Here is a 21,342-nt window from a genome sequence, read left to right as displayed (position 1 = left end):
CACTGACGAGTGTCAGCTCATCGGGATGCGTTTGCTTGCTTGAACCCCGACTGGCCTTGGGGTTCAAGCAGATTAAGTGACAACTTATTGAACTTTAGTAATCTTTTTCACATCCACTTCTACTGAGTTCCAGTCCTTATCGACTTTCCCCTCAATTTGAACTTTATCTTGTGGCGTGATGGTTTGGCCCTGCCAACGTTTACTATCGATATCCACCGTAATGGTGCCGGTACTGTCGCGGAAAGTATAAGTATCGTGGCCTAAACGCTCGACGATATTCCCTTGCAAGGTCACGCGGGTGTCATCTCGCATCTCTTTAACTTTATCAACGGTGGTATTTGAAACGCTAGGGCCGGTAAATCCGCCCTGAGTTGCAGGCTGAGTTTGCGTGGTGGCTGGGCCATCAAAGCCGCCCTTTGTTGTATCAGTGGCGCTATGGGCCAACAGGGGGGCACTGCATAACATCATCAGTGTGGCTGCTAAAGTGAATTTCTTCATCATATTGCTCCTTCAATGAATGAATAATAACGACTGAAACAGGAAACGATAAAATCGCTACGGTACTCAAGCGTAGCCCAAATTCTCGTTAAGGCAGGTTGTTACACCAAAACTCGCTGAATAAATGGGGATTCAGTTGCGCTATATCAAGCACCGTGAGTGGCTTTCACCAGACGAGCGCAGTAAATTAGTCGCACTGCAAACCCGTGGTCACGTGCAATGCATCACTTAGCGATGGCACTTTTTCGCCGCTCAGGACTCCAACCACTGGTTATCATTTTCTCACTGCCCATGCAGATGTTGCTGTGATGCGCTTTTCGCAGCAAAACGGATTGGACGCAGTGCTTTTTTAAGGAGCGTTTGATGAATATTCGCCCACGGTTGTCTGGGGTGCGGTTGTTGTTACTGGGAGCCCCTTTGGTGCTGGCTGGGTGTTCAAGCATGTCCGGTTTTTCTTGGTCAAGTTTGTCTCCGCTTAACTGGTTTAGTGGCAGTAGCAGCAGTATGCAAGTGACTGATCAAGGTGTCGGCGGCATTACCGCCAGCACGCCACTGGTAGAAAATGACATCAAAGCGGGACTGAAAGGTGATTTTCGGTTACGCAGTGGGATGGCGACCAATGATGGCAAATTAGTCTCTTTCTATCAGGCGATGAAAGATGACCAAATTAAGCTGGTGATATCCGGCCAAGCCAAAGGGACGGTAGAACGTATCGATGTTATGGATGCCACCATCCCAAGCCAATGGGGCGTCAAGATTGGCACCCCCTTTAGTGATTTATATCAAAAAGCATTTGGTGCTTGCCGTAAAGGGACGGGCGATGATGCCGCGCAAATAGAATGTGCTGCACCAGAGAGCAAACATGTGAGCTATTTATTTACCGGTGACTGGCATGGTCCAGAAGGTTTAATGCCAGCGGATGATTCCTTGCAGAGTTGGAAGGTGAGTAAGATTATCTGGCGCGCCAAAAGCGAATAAATATTATTATCTTCTCAATAACTCTCCTATTAAGGCGCTATTTTCCTAGCGCTTTAATCATATTCTGATGCCATATTACTTAGCTCAATTTTATTTTGCGTTGACGCAAGGTTATTTTAATCGCATCAGCTATTATACGCTCCTAACTTGGCGCCACAGCATCGTTAGCCGCAGCCGCTGCTGCTCAGCCTTTACGCCAATTAATTTGGGTAAACATTCGGTATTACTACGGTTTTTTAGTGAGGAAAAAAATGACTCAAGTACAGAGTGGCATTTTGTTGGAGCATTGTCGTTTTGCCATATTCATGGAAGCAAAAGTGCAGGGTGAATTTGATGCAATTCGTCAGGGATGCAAAAAGTTCTGCCATTCATTGCAAGAGTTGCAGCAACAATTTCCGAATGAACATTTAGGGGCTGTTATCGCGTTTGGTTCTGATATTTGGCACGATTTATCCAACGGGCAGGGCGCGAAAGAATTGAAGCCTTTTGTACCATTGGGTAAAGCACCAATGATCGCTCCTGCGACACAACGCGATTTATTAATTCATATTCAATCACTGCGTCAGGATATTAATTTTACCTTAGCGCAAGCGGCGCTTGCTGCTTTTGGTGATGCCATCGCGGTTGAAGAAGAAACACACGGTTTCCGCTGGGTTGAAGAACGTGATTTTACCGGCTTTATTGATGGCACCGAGAACCCGCAAGGCGACAGTCGGCCAGAAGTGGCGGTGATTGCCGATGGCGAAGAAGATGCTGGTGGCAGTTACGTTTTAGTTCAGCGCTATGAGCATGATCTGAGAAAATGGCAGCGCATCCCTGAGCATAAGCAGGAACAAATTGTTGGCCGTACCAAGCACGACAGCCAAGAATTGTCATCTGATCAACGCCCTGATACCTCCCACGTTAGCCGAGTCGATCTGAAAGAGAATGGCAAAGGGCTGAAAATTTTGCGCCAAAGCCTGCCTTACGGTAAAGCCAGTGGCAAACATGGCCTGTACTTCATCGCTTATTGCGCGCGCTTGCACAATATCGAGCAGCAATTATTGAGCATGTTTGGCTCAGTAGATGGTAAGCATGACTTATTACTCGGTTTCAGCAAACCGGTGACCGGCAGCTATTACTTTGCCCCATCGCTGACTAAATTGTTGTCGCTGTAATTATCGTTGTCGCTGTTACTTTACATGCTAATAGCGAAAGGCCAGATAACTGGCCTTTGATTGCTGGCAAACCGCGATGACTCAATCTTGAACGGTGAGAACAGGCAGAAGAGTAAAGCGTCCGCGCCAAGGATGGCGCGGCTCGAGCCTACAAGGATGTATTTACGGCGTCTTTACGATCTGCCTGTTCTCTCCGCCACTGGCTCAGTATCAAACCAAAAGCCCGCCTTTATTTGTTCTCTGCTCTCTTTGCTTCCTAATTACGCAGAATAGATGGCGTCACGCATTCTGTTCACGACAGTCTGTTTCTGCTCTTTCGTCAAGGCGCGCAGCGGCAAACGTGGATTACCCGCATCAATGCCGTGTAACTGCATTGCAGCTTTACCCGCCGCCACACCACCAAACTCGACCAGCACACGGATCAGTGCAATCACTTGATCCATGCCACGCTGTACCGCAACTTGGTTGCCAGCATTGAAATCAGCAATGATTTTGTGGAACAAATGAGCTGCATAGTTATAGGTACTACCGACAGCACCGATTGCGCCTACCGCCAACCCACCGGGTAGATGCTCATCCACACCAAATGGAATATCAAATTTACCGCCGCTGACCCGCAGGCAACGCTGGAATTCATACAAATCGGCATTATTGAATTTAATCCCTGACAGGTTCGGGATTTTGGATTCGGCTTTGATCAGGAACTGTTCCATATCCAAATTCACACCGGACATCCCTGAGTGGTAGTAATAGAAGCCTTTTGACGGTGCCGCATCCGCAATGGCCTGACAATAGGCAATCAGGTCATCGAGGTTACCCGGTTTAAAGAAGCAGGGGCCGATGGCTGATGTCGCGAAGATATCCAGTGTTTCCGCATGGCGCGAAAGATCGACAGCATCTTTGATGCTCAGAGCGCCAGTGTGCAAGGTAATACTTAATTTGCCTTGTGCCGCTTTGACCCAGCGTTCAGCAATTTTTTTGCGCTCTTCGACCGAGCAATGAATGCCCTCGCCGGTGGTGCCGCAGACATAGACGCCTTTCACGCCATCGTTGACCAGATGCTCGGCAATTTGGTCAATCACAGGGTAGTTGACCTCACCCTGCTCATCAAAGGGGGTGTGCGGTGCTGCGATAAGACCAGTTAACTTTTTCATACGCATCCTTAAACATCAGAGAGAGTGGGTCACCCAAATGGGTGCAATTATCATCAATGTCATTAATATTCAGTCAGTTTTGCGGCTTCATGTTGCTCGATAGCGTCGCAGAACCAACCGCAAATATGTTCTATACGCGTAATCGCCGAACCGACGGTCACGGCATAGGCACCCGCTGAAATCGCGGCTGCTGCCAGTGCAGGCGAATTATAGCGGCCTTCAGCAATCACCCGACAACCGGCTTGGGCCAGTTGTTTCACCAATGCCAAGTCCGGCTCAGTCGGAACGGGATCTTGGGTATAGCCAGAGAGGGTTGTGCCGATAAAATCGATACCTAATCGGTGTGCTAACAGCCCATCCTCAAGATTGGAAGCGTCTGCCATCGCTAGGCGGCCAGTTGCTCTTACCCGCTGATATAACGCTTCAACCGTGACAGGACGAGCACGGCAAGTAACATCGAATGCAATGATGTCAGCACCGGCGGCACTCAGCGCATCGACATCTTCTAACCACGGCGTAATTCTGACTTCTGAATCGGGCAAATCACGTTTAATAATGCCGATAATCGGTGCATCTGTAACTCGACGCACCGCCAGTATATTGTTGATGCCTTCAACTCGCAGGCCAACCGCGCCCCCAGCGAGTGCCGCACACGCCATCGCCGCCACAATCTCAGGCGTGTCCATGGTGCTGCCTGAGACGGGTTGGCAAGAGGCGATCAGGCCATTTTGGAGCTTGTGGCGAAGATCACTGGTGGTACTCATGGTCGGGTCACTGGCAGTCAGATTGCGCACGGTTTTATGCTCCGATCTTAAAAATTAAATGAAGTTTTACTCCGTTATGTTAGATCTTTTGTTTGCAGGGTGCAATGACCAAAAAGTGAAATTATCGGTCTTTTCGGAGTGTAACTCCAATTGTGAAATATTAATGGAGTTATGGCCGAAAAGTTGCCATAGTCAACGGCAGAATATTGATGACAGGTGCGTGAGGGTGGGGCCAGATGGGTAAAGTGTTAGCACTGGATATTGGTGGAACAAAGATTGCTGCGGCAGTGGTCACCGAAAGTGGCATGTTAATTGGACGCCAACAAGTGGCGACGCCACGGGGAGGTGCAGAGCAATTAGCTCTCGCACTGGAAAGCTTGATTCTCCCTTATCGACATTTGGTGGATTATATTGCGGTCGCCTCAACGGGCATTATCAGTGGTGGCCGTTTGACGGCACTGAATCCAGCCAATCTCGGCGGGCTGGCTGATTTCCCATTGCAAGACTGCATCCAGTCGATGACGGACTTACCTTGCGTGCTACTTAATGATGGGCAAGCTGCCGCTTGGGCTGAGTATCAGGCTTTAAGTGATCAGCGTGATGTGAATAACATGATGTTTGTGACTGTATCAACCGGTGTCGGTGGCGGCATCATATTGAATAAAAAGCTGTTAGTCGGCAATCACGGATTAGCAGGTCATATCGGACATACACTGGCGGACCCTCATGGCCCCTTGTGTGGTTGCGGCCGCCGAGGATGTGTTGAAAGTGTAGCATCAGGTACGGCCATCGGGACTGAAACCTTGGGCTGGAAGCAGCCAGTTACCGCCGCCAAAGTGTTTGAAATGGCGCAACTTGGTCATGCACAGGCGGAAAACATTATCAGCCGCTCGGCGACGGCAATCGCCTTGATGCTGGCAGATATGAAAATGGCATTGGATCTGGAAGTTGTGATTTTGGGTGGCAGTGTCGGGCTGGCGGTCGGGTATTTGGAGCGCGTCATTGGCGCACAAAAAATGCTGCCGGAAATATATCGCGTGCCAGTGCAAGAGGCATCTCATCGGCAGGACAGTGGTTTACTGGGGGCGGCTCTCTGGGCCAAAGAAACCCTTCGTTCCTGAACCTAAGCCAATCGCGCTAGGGCGAATAATGACGATTAAAAATAGAGGCAAGTATGATCAGTGGTTCATTATCACAAACGGCATTTTTTGATGGGTTACCTGCTCGCCTTCAGTGGGTGTTAGCGTATTTGGCTAAACAACCCTTGGCAGAACTTAGCTACGGTCGTCATGAAATTGATGGCGAGCTGCTTTTTATGAATGTGATGGCGTTTGATACCCAACCGGCTGAGAGCAAGAAAGCAGAGATGCATCGCACTTATGCGGATGTCCAACTGCTCATCAGCGGCATTGAAGGCATCGAATATTCAACCTTAACCCCAACCGAGCATCTCGAGCCTTATCATGCGGAGGATGACTACCAACTCATCGCCGATATTCCTGATAAAAGCCAGTTACGCATGTTGCCGGGAATGTTTGCCGTCTTTTTACCCGGTGAACCACACAAACCAGGCTGCCAGATTACGGGGTCGGGGGCGATCAAGAAAGTGGTGGTCAAAGTGCACCACAGCTTATTGCATGGCCCAGCTTCGCAATGATCTTTCGATAATAAAAACGTCTGTGACCTTTGACATCTTCCCCGGCCCCCCGGGGTTTTTTATGCATTTTTTATGGAATGCATTTCGCACAATATCGCCATTTTTCTTCACGAAATGAGCCAACTATGTAATGATGCGCCCCAGATATGTCCCCTGTTCATCAATTCTCTTTCCCTTGAGGTGTCCACGTGAAAACTGGTGCTCCCCGTTTTAAGCCAGGTAAAATTCTTGATGCCTTGGGTGCGATGCAAAACAGCCTGACACGTTCAGCTCAACGAATTGCCGCCTATATTCTGGCGGAACCCGCCAAAGTGACCCAATTGTCCATTGCTGATCTTTCCTCGCAGACGCAGGCCGGTGAAGCCACCATTATTCGCTTCTGTCGAACACTGGGTTACAAAGGGTTTCAGGACTTCAAAATGGATCTGGCCATTGAGGTGGCGACCCGCCATCACGATGAAAACAGCCTATTGGATGCGGATGTGCAAGAAGGGGATGATGCACTGGCGATCGGCACTAAATTACAATCGGCCATCAATAATGTGTTATCTGAAACGTTAAATCTGCTGTCTCTTGAGAGTGTTGAGCAGGTGGTGAAATTATTGCGCCCCGCTGACCGAATCTGCATTTTTGGCGTGGGTTCTTCAGGTATTACGGCGGAAGATGCCAAAGGTAAATTAATGCGTATCGGGCTGCGGGTTGATGCGGCGACAAATAACCATTTCATGTATATGCAAGCCTCTTTGATGCGCCCCGGTGATGTCGCCATGGGGATTAGCCACTCGGGCACCTCGGCTGAAACAGTACATGCTTTGAAACTGGCTAAACAAGCGGGAGCCACTACGGTGGCATTGACTCACAATATGGGGTCAACCATTACAGAATTGGCTGACTATGTATTGATTAACGGTAACCGTCAGGGTCAGTTGCAAGGGGACTCTATCGGCACCAAAATCGCGCAACTGTTTGTGCTGGATCTGATCTACGCGCTGCTGGTTAAAGCTGATCCGGCGCAGGCCGAAAGTATTAAGCGTAAAACCACCCAAGCGGTCAGCCAAAATGGATGACCGGTAATACATTTCCTACTGTAATTCCTCGCGACCGCTGCGGAGATATTCCGTCAGCGGGGGGGAAAACCCCGTTATCCTGTTGCTTCTCTGCCGCACATTAGCATTTCGCCATCTTTGTCACGTTTTAAACACATTGTGATTGTATTAGCGAACTAATCTTATACACTCAAATGGAGTTTTACTCCTTTGTGTATTTTTATATGGAGTTAAACCACATAAATATAAATGTGGCGAGAACCATCGGGTAGTAACCGATTATATGATTTGAAACAGTTGGTTACTGTGGTTATACCTGCCGCGAGGAAAACAGTTTCTGCCAGTGAGCTTTGCTGGTGGTGGAGAGAGCGACGATATGAGCACATCAGTAGAGTCTCAAGGAGACAAGCCATTGCGTTGGTACAAGCAGCTAACCCCTGCGCAATGGAAGGCATTTATTGCCGCCTGGATCGGTTACGCCCTGGATGGTTTCGATTTTGTTCTGATTACGCTGGTGTTGACTGATATTAAGCAAGAATTTGGTCTGACACTGATTCAAGCCACGAGCCTGATTTCAGCGGCCTTTATCTCGCGTTGGTTCGGGGGATTGGTACTCGGGGCTATGGGTGACCGTTATGGCCGAAAATTGGCGATGATCACCAGTATCGTGCTGTTTTCCTTCGGAACACTCGCCTGCGGCTTAGCGCCGGGTTACACCACCTTGTTTATCGCCCGATTGGTGATTGGCATTGGGATGGCGGGGGAGTATGGCTCCAGTTCTACCTATGTCATGGAAAGCTGGCCTAAGCACATGCGTAACAAAGCCAGTGGTTTCCTGATTTCGGGTTTCTCTATCGGCGCGGTATTAGCGGCTCAAGCCTATAGCTTTGTCGTTCCTGCCTTTGGCTGGCGCATGCTTTTCTACATTGGATTGTTGCCAATTATCTTTGCTTTGTGGCTGCGTAAAAATCTGCCAGAAGCGGAAGATTGGGAAAAAGCCCAAAGTCAGCAGCAGTCTAAGCAAACCAAAAGCCTTAACATGGTGGATATCCTGTACCGCAGCCAACTCAGTTACCTGAATATTGGCCTCACTATCTTTGCTGCGGCGGCGCTTTACGCCTGCTTCACCGGTATGGTATCGACTCCCGTCATTGTGATCCTTGGGATTCTTTGTGCCGCTATTTTTGTCTACTTTATGATTCAAACCAGCGGCGATCGTTGGCCGACCGGCGTGATGTTGATGGTGGTGGTATTTTGCGCCTTCCTCTATTCATGGCCGATTCAGGCATTGCTGCCCACTTATCTGAAAATGGATCTGGGTTATGACCCGCACACGGTCGGCAATGTGTTGTTCTTCAGCGGATTTGGCGCTGCGGTGGGTTGCTGCGTTGGGGGCTTCCTCGGCGATTGGTTAGGCACTCGCAAAGCCTACGTGACCAGCTTGCTGATTTCGCAATTATTGATCATTCCTCTGTTTGCGATCCAAGGCAGCAGTATCTTGTTCCTCGGCGGTTTGCTGTTCCTACAACAGATGTTAGGGCAGGGGATTGCGGGGTTGCTGCCCAAACTGTTGGGCGGTTATTTCGATACTGAACAGCGAGCGGCAGGTTTGGGCTTTACCTACAACGTGGGTGCCTTGGGCGGCGCGCTAGCACCGATTCTTGGGGCGTCGATTGCTCAGCACCTTAGCCTCGGTACGGCACTAGGATCGCTCTCGTTCAGCCTGACATTCGTCGTGATTCTATTGATTGGTTTTGATATGCCATCCCGTGTACAGCGCTGGGTACGCCCATCTGGTTTACGCATGGTCGATGCTATCGATGGTAAGCCATTCAGTGGAGCTATCGCACCAAACAACACCGATGTCGTCACGCAAAAGTAAATTAAGGCCGTTTTTTATCGCCCAGTGCAGGTCGGCTGGGCTTTTTCCATTTTTAGGGAAGGGCAAAGTGAGAGCAGGGTAAAACGATTCGCTGGCAAACTGCGTTGTGACTGGCTTAGAGCATTTGATACTTGCACATCACTAAACGGTATATAAAAGCGTTATAGGTATGCGCCTAGTTATAAATACACTGAAGATATTAAGGGCATGGTTAATCAAGAATGACATACCTGCCGGATGAACTCAGTGAATAAGGTGCAGAATGAAACATACTTCAGTGAAGACGAATGGGTGGACCCGTGTTGCCTTATTAAGCGCGCTAATCTTCGGTAGCGCAACGGCTTCTGCGACTGAGTTGCTGAACAGTTCTTACGATGTTTCTCGCGAGTTGTTCACTGCACTGAATCCGGGTTTTGAGAAACAGTGGGAGCAACAAAATCCTGGCGACAAACTGACTATCAAGCAATCCCATGCCGGCTCTTCTAAGCAGGCGTTAGCTATCTTGCAAGGCTTGAAAGCTGACGTGGTGACATATAACCAAGTGACCGATGTGCAAATTCTGCACGATCGCGGCAATCTTATCCCCGCTGACTGGCAAGCTCGTCTGCCGAATAACAGTTCACCTTTCTACTCCACCATGGCTTTCTTGGTGCGCAAAGGCAATCCAAAGAATATCCACAGTTGGGATGACTTAGTGCGTGAAGACGTGAAACTGGTGTTCCCGAATCCTAAAACCTCAGGCAATGGCCGTTATACCTATTTGGCGGCTTGGGGTGCGACGCAACAAGCCAATGGTAAGGATGAAGCGAAAACCCGTGACTGGATGAAACGCTTCTTGGGTAACGTCGAGGTATTTGATACTGGCGGTCGTGGTGCAACCACCACGTTCGTTGAGCGCGGCTTAGGTGATGTGCTGATCAGTTTCGAATCTGAAGTGAATAATATCCGTAAAGAATATGGCAGCGACAAATACGAAGTTATTGTCCCACCGGTCGATATTCTGGCGGAGTTCCCTGTGGCGTGGGTAGACAAAAATGTGGAGAAGAATGGCACTGAAAAAGCGGCCAAAGCTTACCTCAACTATCTCTACAGCCCAGAGGCGCAGCAGGTGATCACCAGCTTCAACTACCGCGTTAATGATAAAGCGGCGATGGAAGCAGCCAAATCCCAGTTCCCTGAAACCAAATTATTCCGAGTTGAAGAGCAGTTCGGTAGCTGGCCAGAAGTGATGACGACTCATTTCGCTACAGGCGGTGTGCTGGATAAATTGTTAGCGGAAGGGCATCAGTAATGTTGTCGGCATCCAGTAAACGGGTTCTGCCCGGTTTTACCCTCAGTCTCGGGAGCAGCCTGCTTTACACCTGCCTGATCTTATTACTCCCGCTTAGCGCGTTAGTGATGCAGGTCGCACAGATGAGTTGGGCGCAGTACTGGGAGGTGATAACCAATCCTCAGGTGGTCGCTGCTTATAAAGTGACCTTGTTGGCCGCGGGCGTAGCGAGTGTCTTTAATGCCGTCTTTGGCATGTTGATGGCGTGGATTTTGACCCGCTATCAATTCCCCGGTCGCAGTGTGCTTGATGGCCTGATGGATCTTCCTTTCGCCTTACCGACAGCCGTCGCAGGTTTAACGCTGGCGACCTTGTTTTCCACCACCGGCTGGTACGGTGCGTGGCTAAACGAATTAGGTATCAAAGTTTCGTTCACGTGGTTAGGGATCGCGGTGGCGATGGCATTTACTAGCCTGCCGTTTGTGGTTCGTACCGTGCAGCCAGTGTTAGAAGAGCTGGGACCAGAATATGAAGAGGCGGCTGAAACCTTAGGCGCGAGCCGTTGGCAGAGTTTCCGTCTGGTGGTGATGCCAGAACTGGCTCCGGCACTGCTTGCCGGTACCGCGTTGTCCTTCACGCGCAGCTTGGGTGAGTTCGGTGCCGTCATTTTTATCGCCGGTAACATCGCGTGGAAAACCGAAGTGACCTCGCTGATGATTTTCATCCGTTTGCAGGAATTTGATTACCCCGCGGCCAGCGCCATTGCCTCGGTTATTTTGGCCGTTTCACTGGTGCTGCTGTTTGGTATTAACACGTTACAAAGCCGCTTTGGTCGGCGGATAGGCGGTCACTGATGGCGGATATTACCGAGTTCAACGGCGTAGCCCGCCCACCGGTCAATTGGGGGAAATGGACCCTGATTGCTATCGGCGCAATATTCTCGTTTTTACTGCTGGTGATCCCGATGGTGTGGATCTTTATCACTGCATTCTCGAAAGGGATTGAGGTGGTGGGGCAGAACTTATCTGATCCCGATATGCTGCATGCCATTTGGCTCACGGTCTTGGTGGCGCTGATTACGGTTCCAGTGAATTTGGTGTTTGGGGTGGTACTGGCTTGGCTAGTGACACGCTTTGTCTTCCCTGGCCGTCAATTGTTGATGACGCTGATTGATATTCCGTTTGCGGTTTCGCCGGTGGTGGCAGGTTTGATGTATCTGCTGTTTTACGGCTCGAACGGTGTAGTCGGTGGTTGGTTGGACTCGCACGATATTCAACTGATGTTCTCTTGGCCCGGTATGGTGCTGGTGACTATCTTTGTGACTTGTCCGTTTGTGGTGCGTGAATTGGTGCCCGTGATGATGAGTCAGGGCAGTCAGGAAGATGAAGCCGCCGTGTTGCTCGGTGCCTCTGGCTGGCAAATGTTCCGCCGCGTGACGTTACCGAATATTCGCTGGGCGCTGCTGTATGGCGTGGTGTTGACCAACGCCCGAGCGATTGGTGAGTTTGGCGCGGTATCTGTGGTATCCGGTTCTATTCGTGGCGAGACTTACACCTTGCCGCTGCAAGTTGAGCTGTTGCATCAGGATTACAATACTGCGGGGGCCTTTACGGCCGCTGCACTATTAACGCTGATGGCGATAGTGACCCTTTTTCTGAAAAGCGGCCTGCAATGGCGTTTAGCGCGTCAGGTTGTTCGTCTCGAACAGGAGCAAAAGCATGAGCATTGAGATTGATAATATCAGCAAGTATTTTGGTCGTACCAAGGTACTGAACAACATCCAGCTTGATATTCCTTCTGGCCAGATGGTGGCGCTGCTCGGCCCGTCCGGTTCGGGGAAAACCACTTTACTGCGCATTATTGCAGGGCTGGAAAACCAAAACGCGGGGCGGTTAAGTTTCCATGGTACGGATGTTAGCCGCTTGCATGCTCGTGATCGGCGTGTGGGTTTTGTGTTCCAACATTACGCATTATTCCGCCATATGACCGTGTTCGATAATATTGCTTTTGGCCTGACGGTGTTACCGCGCCGTGAGCGTCCGAATGCTGCTGCGATTAAGCAGAAAGTGGCGCAACTGCTGGAGATGGTCCAACTAGGCCATCTGGCTAATCGTTATCCCTCACAGCTTTCAGGCGGCCAGAAACAGCGCGTCGCGTTAGCGCGTGCGTTGGCGGTTGAACCTCAAATTCTGTTGTTAGACGAGCCTTTCGGCGCGTTGGATGCACAAGTGCGTAAAGAGCTACGCCGCTGGTTACGCCAACTGCACGATGAATTGAAGTTTACTAGCGTATTCGTGACCCATGATCAGGAAGAAGCGATGGAAGTGGCTGATCGTGTGGTGGTGATGAGTCAGGGGAATATTGAGCAAGTCGGGACACCTGATGAAGTGTGGCGCGACCCAGCAACGCGCTTTGTCTTGGAATTCCTTGGTGAAGTGAATCGCCTGAGCGGTGAAATCCGTGGCTCACAGTTGTTTATCGGCGCCCACCACTGGCCACTAGATTTAGCGCCAATGCACCAAGGTAGCGTGGATTTATTCCTGCGACCCTGGGAGATGGAAGTCAGCACGCAATCGAGTGATCGTTGCCCATTACCGGTTCAAGTGCTTGAAGTTAGCCCTCGGGGCCACTTCTGGCAGTTAACCGTACAACCTATTGGTTGGCATCAAGATCCGATCAGTGTCGTCTTGCCTGAAGGCAATATCGATGCACCTGTACGCGGCAATCGCTACTACGTCGGGGGATTGAACGCCCGCTTATATTCTGGCGATCAATTATTGCAACCCATTGCGTTAGCGCAAAGCGCCTGATAAGTTTTTCTGCAAGTGGCAAATAGAGGTGGCCTAATGGCCACCTTTTTATTTGTGAATATAGAATCTAGTCCCAGTGCTTGGCGTGGCAAACAACGCGACGACATCAGCGCGCTGGGGCGTAATAGGTAAATTAACGTGACAACCCTCGAACACTGCATCGGCAATACACCACTGATAAAACTGCAACGCCTAAGCCAAGGGCTGGATGCCGAGATATGGGTCAAACTGGAAGGCAACAATCCGGCTGGCTCGGTTAAAGACCGCGCGGCGCTCGCCATGATCCAACAGGCTGAATTGCGCGGTGAAATTGCACCGGGTGATGTATTAATCGAGGCGACCAGCGGGAATACTGGCATTGCGCTGGCGATGATCGCGGCCCTGAAAGGGTATCAACTGAAGTTACTGATGCCAGAGAACATGAGCCAAGAACGTCAGGCGGCGATGCGTGCCTATGGTGCGGAGCTGATCTTGGTGAGCCGCGAGCAAGGCATGGAAGGCGCACGCGATCAGGCATTGATGATGCAGGCCAATGGACAGGGCAAAGTGCTCGATCAATTTAATAACGTGGATAACCCTTACGCCCATTTTACCGGCACGGGGCCAGAGATCTGGCAGCAGAGCGCGGGGAAGGTGAGCCATTTTGTCTCGAGCATGGGGACGACGGGCACCATTACCGGTGTGAGCCAGTATCTGAAAAGCCAAAACCCGAACGTCAGCATTATCGGCTTACAGCCGGCGGAAGGCAGTAGTATTCCAGGGATCAGGCGTTGGTCACCTGAATATATGCCAGGCATATTCCGCCCCGAATTAGTCGATCAGGTATTGGATATCACTCAGATCTCAGCGGAGCAGACGATGCGACGGTTGGCGACTGAAGAGGGTATCTTCTGTGGCGTCAGTTCCGGTGGCGCGGTGGCCGGTGCGCTGCAAGTGGCTGCGTTGAACCCAGGGGCGGTGATAGTGGCGATCATTTGTGACCGTGGTGATAGATACTTATCGACTGGGGTATTTGAGTAAAAATTTTCTAGCCATCATGCCGAATAATCCAACTTGATACGGTTATCAAGTTGGATGGCATTATATTCATGTTCACTCCCCGCACTTTCAATGCCTATCCTCTATGTCTACCCTCTATGTCTATATATGGATAATTAGGCCCCATTAATGATGTTAAATCGTACAATTTTATCTTTTTAATAAAATAAGCGACTTAATAAAGACCGTTATTCATAAGCTATATTTAAGTTATAAGTGTTTTACTCTAATTATTCCTTCCCTATTTCGAGAATATTTATTCACATAACAATATTATAAATTATTATTTGTAGGAATATTCATACATTGAAATACCGAACTTCTATTTTTAACTAAAATGGCTTTATTTATTGGTTTGATTTTAAAGAATAATACCATTATAAGATGAGATATTTCTTATAATATTGCTCTGTTAAATTTTTATTAAATAAGTTAATTTTACATTTGGTAACATTTATTTAATTGGTGTTGGATATGCATTCTTTCTATACTAGTCAGCTTCTCGGTTCATGCCTATCCATTGGAAATATATGTGTTTTTTTCTTTCTTGCATCTGCTTGTAATTGCTGAAATAAAATAACTAATTTCAATGGCTATTAAAAGATTCTCTACAGAAATTTATAGGTGATTTAACCTTGTATGTATGTCTGAAAAACAATTCACGCGAGATAAGTCGTGGTAAATATATTCTCAGTTTTTTATGCTGGTTAGTGCATTAAATGCGATAGAGAAATGCCGAACAAATAAAAATGATGAAATCCATGCTGTTTGAAAAAGTAAAATTAATTTGGTCAGTCACAGGGAATACGCTGAAACATGTGCGGACATCATATTTAAATCTGTCCTGCGTGCAGCGTCATCTAGGCAAGATTATGATCCTGATACCGATGACGCTGCTAATGCTCTATCTACTTCTTTTTAGCCAGCCACGTTACTTGAGTGAGTCTAAAGTCGCTATCAAACAGTCTAATGATGTGAGTGGCAGTAATTTGAATGTGGGCTTGTTGCTCGGTGCCGGTAACCCAAGTTCCGCGGAAGATGCCTTATATTTGAAAGAATACATTAACTCACCTGATATGTTGGGTGTTCTCGATAAACAACTTAATTTTCGTCAGGCTTTCGGTCAAAGCGGTTGGGATTTTTTCTATCATTTGCCTAGCAATGCGACCCGAGAGCAATTTCTTAACTATTATCGTGATCGTATTTCTGTGGCGTATGACGACAAAACGGGGCTACTGACGATTGGGACGCAAGGGTTTTCAGCGGAGTTTGCCCAACAGTTCAATCAGGCCATTTTGAAAGAGTCCGAACGCTTTATTAATGAGATTTCGCACCATATTGCGCGTGAGCAGTTACAGTTCGCCGAAAATGAAATGCAAGCCGCGCGGAAACGTCTGAACAGCAGTAAAGCTGAGCTCCTTAGCTATCAAAACAGCAATAACGTACTGGATCCTGAGGCTCAGGCTTTAGCCGCAACTAATTTGGTCAATACCTTGGTGAGTCAGCGTATTCAGATGGAAGCAGAACTGCGTAATTTGATGACATACCTTCGTGAGGATGCCCCTCAGGTTGTCAGTGCAAAAAATGCACTCAAATCGCTTTCCACACAGATTGATAACGAAAAAAGCAAAATCACCGCACCTGATGGCCACAAGCTGAATCGTATGGCGGTGGATTTTGAAGAGATAAAAGCCAAAGTGCTGTTCGACACGGATATCTACAAACTAACCCTGACATCCATTGAAAAGACCCGTGTTGATGCGGCTAGAAAGTTAAAAATGTTGTCGATCATCAGCTCGCCGCAGTTACCGCAGGAAGCTAAATTCCCTAATCGCCTGTATCTGATAATCAGTTGGTTACTGGTGTGCGGTTTGCTTTTTGGCACAGCTAAATTGTTGTTAGCAGTGATTGACGATCACAAAGACTGACGCTGTTTTAACGCTATTTCTTGCTTGTCGGGATGACTCCGCAGGCAGTGACTCAGGGCATGTTATGAAATTATTGAAATCTGTTTTGCTGATTATAGCCCTACAGGCAGCACACGCTCAGGCCGTCGATCTCAATGCAGATCCGAATATGACGGGGGCGGCACCGTTACCGTCGATGATTTCCGGTCAAAGCCAAAATGCCAATAACGATGGCGGGTTTTACGATCCTCCACCTCCGGTGATCCCCGTGGTCATGAGCCGCATGTTTGGTGCCCAATTATTTAACTCGGTATCTGCCGCTGACAGTGGTTCCAGCATTGGCTTTAATCCGAACTATGTCGTCAGTTTGGGGGATCAGATTCAAGTACGGTTGTGGGGCGCATTCAACTTTGAAGGTGCGCTGAGTGTGGATCCGAAGGGGAATATTTTCCTGCCGAATGTTGGCCCGTTGAAAGTGGTTGGTATTCCGAATAGCCAGATTAATAGCGTGGTAACGAATAAAGTTAAGCAGGTCTATCAGTCTAACGTGAACGTTTATGCCTCGCTGTTGCAGGCACAACCGGTCAAAGTATTTGTCACTGGTTACGTCAATAACCCTGGATTGTATGGTGGCGTCGCGTCGGATTCATTGCTTTCCTACCTTAGTAAAGCCGGTGGTGTTGATACCCAAAGTGGTAGTTACGTGGATATCAGTATCAAACGCGGTAAAAGCGTGCGTTCGAATGTCAATCTGTACGACTTTTTACTCAATGGAAATCTGGGTTTATCGCAGTTTTCTGACGGTGACACCATCGTCGTTGGCCCACGTCAACATACGTTCAGTGTGGAAGGTGAAGTGTTCAACAGTTATGACTTTGAATTCCGTGATAGCACGATCCCTGTTACTGAAGCGCTGAGCTGGGCGCGGCCTAAACCGGGCGCAACGCATATGACGATTATCCGTAAGCAAGGGACCGTCAAGCGCAGTGAATATTACCCACTCAGTTCCGCTCCTGGGCGTTCATTGCAGGATGGCGATAAGCTGATTATTAGCGCTGATCGTTATTCGGGGACCATTCAGGTTCGAGTTGAAGGCGCGCATTCTGGCGAACATGCCATTGTGTTGCCCTATGGGGCGACGATGAGCCAAGTCCTGACTAAAATCCGCCCGAACAGCATGTCACAATTGGATGCTATCCAACTCTACCGTCGCTCAGTTGCACTGCGCCAGAAAGAGATGCTTGACCTGTCGTTGCAAAAACTCGAAGAAGCCTCTTTGTCTGCCCAATCGTCTACATCAGAAGAAGCTCGCCTGAGAATGCAGGAAGCACAGCTTATTAGCCGTTTCGTGTCCAAAGCCCGCACCGTGGTGCCTAAAGGGGAAGTGGTACTGAATGAAAGCAACCTCAATCAGGTGATTTTGGAAGACGGCGATGTGATTAAGATCCCAGAGAAAACGTCGCTGGTGATGATTCATGGCGAGGTCATGTTCCCTAATGCTGTGAGCTGGCAAAAAGGGCTGAGTCCGAATGACTACATCACAAAGGTGGGTGGTTATACGCAAAAGGCAAGCAACACGAAAGTCATCTTGATTAAGCAAAATGGTGAAGCACTTAATGCTGAAGACGTTAAAACGTTGCAGCCGGGCGATGAGTTGATGGTGTTACCGAAATTTGAATCGAAGAATATCGAAGTTTCTCGCGGGATCTCGACCATTCTTTACCAGTTAGCGGTGGCGGCAAAAGTGGTGCTAACACTCTAATGATCGGTATCTTCTCGGCAGGCATCTATCGTATCGAACATCTCGCCAGTTTTCTGGCTGGGCCCTGCTGCAAGCTTTCATCGCTGCGCACTATCCCCCCAGAGGTCACTTCAGTGGCCGTGTGGGGGAATCGTCCAACCGGTCATCAGGCTGTGGCATTGGCGAACGCATCCCATCGGCCTGTTATTCGCCTCGAAGATGGTTTTATCCGTTCGCTGGGATTGGGTGTGACAGGTTGTCCGCCGCTGTCGATGGTGGTGGATACGCAGGGCATTTATTACGACGCACGCAGGGCCAGTTCATTGGAAACCTTGATTCGCGATAGCGCCGGTAATCAACCGTTCTATGCTGACGCACAGCGTGCCATGCAACTGATTGTTGAGGCTGACCTTTCTAAATATAACCTTGCGCCAGCATACCGTGGCCAGCCACCGAAGGGTGAGGCCGTATTGGTGGTGGATCAAACGTTCGGGGATATGGCGGTTAAATACGGTAATGCCGATACGGCTGATTTTGAAATCATGCTGAAAGCCGCACTGGATGAAAATCCGCAGTCTGAAATATGGCTGAAAATACATCCCGACGTTTTACAGGGCAAGAAATCAGGTTACTTCGCGACTATCCCCAAAAATCCTCGCATCAAATTGCTCGCAGAAAATGTCAGCCCACAATCCCTATTGCGCCATGTGAATGGTGTCTACGTTGTCACGTCACAATATGGTTTTGAAGCTCTACTAGCGGGTAAACCAGTCAAGGTATTTGGTCAACCCTGGTATGCCGGTTGGGGGCTGACGGATGATCGCCATGCTAAGGCTAGCGAATTGTCGGCGCGAAGAGGCCGGGCAAGTTTGCTGGATCTTTTCAGCGCAGCCTATTTCCGCTACAGCCGTTATATCGACTCTAGCAGCGGGCAACCCTGCACCTTGTTTGAGGTGATTAACCACCTACTAATGCAAAAGAATCATCAAGAGCAGCGCCAAGGCCAGTTATGGGCTCCAGGGTTAACGCTTTGGAAACGCAGTATTTTTCTCTCATTTTTGAAAACCACATTTAACAGCGTCTCGTTTAGTGAACGTAAGACGGCGAATACGGCTTGTGTGGTGTGGGGGAATAAAGGTGAGCAGCGTTGGCAACAAAAAGCATTGGCACAAAAACTGCCGGTGTGGCGCATGGAGGATGGTTTTTTGCGTTCATCGGGACTGGGGTCTGATTTGCATCCCCCCTTGTCATTAGTACTCGATAAAACAGGTATTTATTACGACGCCACTCGTCCCAGTGACCTTGAGACGTTACTTAATCACAGCCATTTAACGGCCTGTCAAATTGAACGGGCAGCTGCATTACGTCACCGGTTGGTGAGCACGAAAGTCAGTAAATACAACATTGGTGCCGCCTTTAGCCTACCGCCAGAAGCGCAGGGAAAACGCATCCTGCTGGTACCGGGGCAAGTAGAAGACGACGCTTCGATACTGAGCGGCACTGTCAGTATTCGTACCAACAGTGAATTGCTCAGAACAGTACGGCAACGTCATCCCAATGCTTTCATCATTTATAAGCCACACCCAGATGTGCTGGTGGGGAATCGACAAGGGTATGTTCCTGCTGCGGATGTTGCACAGTGGGCCGATTTTCAGGCACTAGACGCCGATATCATTCAGTGCATTCAGGCGGCAGATGAATTGCATACATTGACGTCGCTATCAGGATTTGAGGCGCTGTTGCACGGTAAACAAGTGTTTTGTTACGGCATTCCATTTTATGCCGGCTGGGGGCTGACAAAGGATGAGCATCGTTCGCCTCGTCGCCACCGCACGTTGATGCTGGATGACTTGGTGTATCAGGCGTTAATCGCCTACCCGACTTATATCGACCCGTCGCGACACGAGGCAATTACTGCTGAAAGTGCGTTAGACATTTTAGCCAATCAGCCACGGGCCAATATGCAATTTAGCAAAAAAAGAGCGGGTAGGATTATCCGCCATTATAGAAAGTTGATTATGCTCGCGAAAGTCACAATGAGTTTGTAAATCAGTCTATTAAACCATGATGGTGATCCGTTTATGCTTACAAGTAGCCACGCACTAGCAAAACTTCTCTCAGGGAAGAAATACCTGCTGTTACAAGGCCCGATGGGTCCTTTTTTCAGTGATACCGCGGAATGGCTCGAGTCAATGGGTTGTGAAGCGGTGAATGTGGTATTCAACGGCGGTGACAAATTTTACTGCCGTAAGCGTGACTATTTGCTTTACAAGCAAACACCGAAAGAATTCCCTGTCTGGCTGAAAAAGACCTGGCAAACGTATCAATTCGACACTATTTTGTGTTTCGGCGATTGTCGCCCATTGCATCAAGCGGCGAAGATGTGGGCGCAAGCCAAAGGGGTGCGCATTTTGGCGTTCGAAGAAGGGTATTTGCGGCCTCACTTCATCACTCTCGAAGAGGGGGGGGTGAATGCATTCTCCTCATTGCCACGTAATCCTGATTTCTACCGCAAATTACCGGACGTGAAACCGCCGGTCGCCAAAAAACTGGCATCATGCTTTAGTACACGTGTACGTCATGCAATCAGTTATTACCTTGCTGGTTGGTATTATCGCAACGAATTCCCGCGATATCGGCACCATAAATCCTTCTCGCCACTGTACGAAGCGCGCTGCTGGGTGCGTGCTGCCGTTCGTAAACAAGGGTATCGATTCTTAGAACGAAAGGTATTGAGTCAACTCCAAGGTGAGCTGGATCAACGCTATAATTTGGCGATTTTACAGGTCTACAACGATAGTCAGATTCGCAATCACAGCCCTTATAACGATGTGCGTGATTACATTAATGATGTCATGTATTCATTCTCGAAAAAGGCAAGCGACGACCAATGGCTCGTCATCAAACATCACCCCATGGATCGAGGTCACCGTCTTTACGGGCCGCTAATTCGCCAATTGGGTAAGCAGTACAACATCAGCGATCGCGTAAAATATGTGCATGACCTGCCGATGCCCGAATTACTCACTCATGCCAAAGCCGTGATCACCATTAACAGTACGGCCGGTCTATCCGCGCTTATTCACAACAAGCCGCTAATTGTGATGGGCAAAGCCATGTACGACATGAAAGGGTTGACGTTCCAAGGGCATCTTAATCAATTCTGGCAGTCTGATTTCAAGCCGGACATGAAACTATTTAAAAAATTCCGGTTATATATATTGAGGCACACGCAGATTAATGCGGTTTATTATGGCGATAATCAAGTTGAGCCGATACCGACAGCCAAGAAAGTCTATATGACTGAGTATGCTAAGGATCCTGCTTAATTGATATTGGGCATGGTAAGGGAATTAGGAGGGAGGACATGATGTATCGTTAGTATTGAAATAGGAAGATATTTATTATTTGGCAGAGTGATGTCTGAAGGTGAATGGTGT

General features: G+C 48.8%; 18 protein-coding genes. 15 read left to right on the top strand and 3 right to left on the bottom strand.

The window, feature by feature from the left end:
• Window positions 1–84: 84 nt before the first annotated feature.
• A complete protein-coding gene (locus tag BN68_RS15395; RefSeq protein ID WP_019212058.1) occupies window positions 85–498 on the bottom strand; it encodes a YgiW/YdeI family stress tolerance OB fold protein in 414 nt (137 codons plus the stop codon).
• Window positions 499–861: 363 nt separating this feature from the next.
• Between BN68_RS15395 and BN68_RS15390 the strand changes: the two genes are divergently transcribed.
• Together BN68_RS15390 and BN68_RS15385 are read left to right on the top strand one after the other, a co-directional pair.
• Entirely contained in the window at window positions 862–1,476 is a 615-nt protein-coding gene (locus BN68_RS15390) for an RpoE-regulated lipoprotein (RefSeq protein ID WP_019212056.1), read from the top strand.
• A 251-nt stretch (window positions 1,477–1,727) separates the two neighbouring features.
• Complete coding sequence (locus BN68_RS15385; protein ID WP_019212055.1) at window positions 1,728–2,633, top strand: Dyp-type peroxidase; 906 nt, start codon at window positions 1,728–1,730, stop codon at window positions 2,631–2,633.
• Window positions 2,634–2,893: 260 nt separating this feature from the next.
• Here BN68_RS15385 and BN68_RS15380 read toward each other — a convergent pair whose 3' ends face one another.
• Window positions 2,894–3,787, bottom strand: coding sequence for a dihydrodipicolinate synthase family protein (locus BN68_RS15380; RefSeq protein WP_019212054.1), 894 nt, complete (start codon window positions 3,785–3,787; stop codon window positions 2,894–2,896).
• 62 nt (window positions 3,788–3,849) lie between these two features.
• On the bottom strand, window positions 3,850–4,551 hold the full coding sequence (locus tag BN68_RS15375) for an N-acetylmannosamine-6-phosphate 2-epimerase (RefSeq protein WP_071822464.1): 702 nt from the start codon (window positions 4,549–4,551) through the stop codon (window positions 3,850–3,852).
• Between the two features lie 236 nt (window positions 4,552–4,787).
• Here BN68_RS15375 and BN68_RS15370 point away from each other — a divergent pair, with 236 nt between their 5' ends.
• The 13 genes from BN68_RS15370 to BN68_RS15310 all read left to right on the top strand — a co-directional run bounded on the left by BN68_RS15370 (window position 4,788) and on the right by BN68_RS15310 (window position 21,231).
• On the top strand, window positions 4,788–5,672 hold the full coding sequence (locus BN68_RS15370) for an N-acetylmannosamine kinase (protein ID WP_019212052.1): 885 nt from the start codon (window positions 4,788–4,790) through the stop codon (window positions 5,670–5,672).
• 53 nt (window positions 5,673–5,725) lie between these two features.
• Window positions 5,726–6,208, top strand: a complete 483-nt coding sequence (gene nanQ / locus BN68_RS15365) for an N-acetylneuraminate anomerase (RefSeq protein WP_019212051.1) — start codon at window positions 5,726–5,728, stop codon at window positions 6,206–6,208.
• 245 nt (window positions 6,209–6,453) lie between these two features.
• Window positions 6,454–7,275: a MurR/RpiR family transcriptional regulator gene (locus BN68_RS15360; protein WP_240912964.1), complete on the top strand. Its 822-nt coding sequence runs from the start codon at window positions 6,454–6,456 to the stop codon at window positions 7,273–7,275.
• 355 nt (window positions 7,276–7,630) lie between these two features.
• Window positions 7,631–9,136 carry an MFS transporter gene (locus tag BN68_RS15355; RefSeq protein ID WP_019212049.1) on the top strand — a complete coding sequence of 502 codons (1,506 nt, stop codon included), beginning with the start codon at window positions 7,631–7,633 and terminating at the stop codon, window positions 9,134–9,136.
• A 262-nt stretch (window positions 9,137–9,398) separates the two neighbouring features.
• Window positions 9,399–10,427: a sulfate ABC transporter substrate-binding protein gene (locus BN68_RS15350; RefSeq protein WP_019212048.1), complete on the top strand. Its 1,029-nt coding sequence runs from the start codon at window positions 9,399–9,401 to the stop codon at window positions 10,425–10,427.
• Window positions 10,427–11,260, top strand: a complete 834-nt coding sequence (gene cysT, locus BN68_RS15345) for a sulfate/thiosulfate ABC transporter permease CysT (RefSeq protein WP_019212047.1) — start codon at window positions 10,427–10,429, stop codon at window positions 11,258–11,260. Before BN68_RS15350 ends, cysT begins: the two co-directional genes overlap by 1 nt.
• Entirely contained in the window at window positions 11,260–12,135 is an 876-nt protein-coding gene (gene cysW, locus BN68_RS15340) for a sulfate/thiosulfate ABC transporter permease CysW (protein ID WP_019212046.1), read from the top strand. Before cysT ends, cysW begins: the two co-directional genes overlap by 1 nt.
• A complete protein-coding gene (cysA, locus tag BN68_RS15335) occupies window positions 12,125–13,216 on the top strand; it encodes a sulfate/thiosulfate ABC transporter ATP-binding protein CysA (RefSeq protein ID WP_019212045.1) in 1,092 nt (363 codons plus the stop codon). The genes cysW and cysA overlap by 11 nt, the downstream gene beginning before the upstream one ends.
• A gap of 138 nt (window positions 13,217–13,354) precedes the next feature.
• Window positions 13,355–14,236, top strand: a complete 882-nt coding sequence (cysM, locus tag BN68_RS15330) for a cysteine synthase CysM (protein ID WP_019212044.1) — start codon at window positions 13,355–13,357, stop codon at window positions 14,234–14,236.
• Window positions 14,237–15,126: 890 nt separating this feature from the next.
• On the top strand, window positions 15,127–16,182 hold the full coding sequence (locus tag BN68_RS15325; protein ID WP_391592301.1) for a capsule biosynthesis protein: 1,056 nt from the start codon (window positions 15,127–15,129) through the stop codon (window positions 16,180–16,182).
• Window positions 16,183–16,246: 64 nt separating this feature from the next.
• Complete coding sequence (locus BN68_RS15320; protein WP_019212042.1) at window positions 16,247–17,923, top strand: polysaccharide biosynthesis/export family protein; 1,677 nt, start codon at window positions 16,247–16,249, stop codon at window positions 17,921–17,923.
• Window positions 17,923–19,950, top strand: coding sequence for a capsular polysaccharide biosynthesis protein (locus tag BN68_RS15315; RefSeq protein WP_019212041.1), 2,028 nt, complete (start codon window positions 17,923–17,925; stop codon window positions 19,948–19,950). Before BN68_RS15320 ends, BN68_RS15315 begins: the two co-directional genes overlap by 1 nt.
• A 33-nt stretch (window positions 19,951–19,983) precedes the next feature.
• Window positions 19,984–21,231 (top strand): capsule biosynthesis protein, encoded by a 1,248-nt coding sequence (locus BN68_RS15310; RefSeq protein WP_042806849.1) that lies wholly within the window; start codon window positions 19,984–19,986, stop codon window positions 21,229–21,231.
• Window positions 21,232–21,342 lie beyond the last annotated feature (111 nt).

This window comes from Yersinia massiliensis CCUG 53443 (genome assembly GCF_000312485.1).
In the GTDB taxonomy this organism is placed as follows: domain Bacteria; phylum Pseudomonadota; class Gammaproteobacteria; order Enterobacterales; family Enterobacteriaceae; genus Yersinia; species Yersinia massiliensis.
This window is presented reverse-complemented; position numbering and strand designations above follow the sequence as displayed.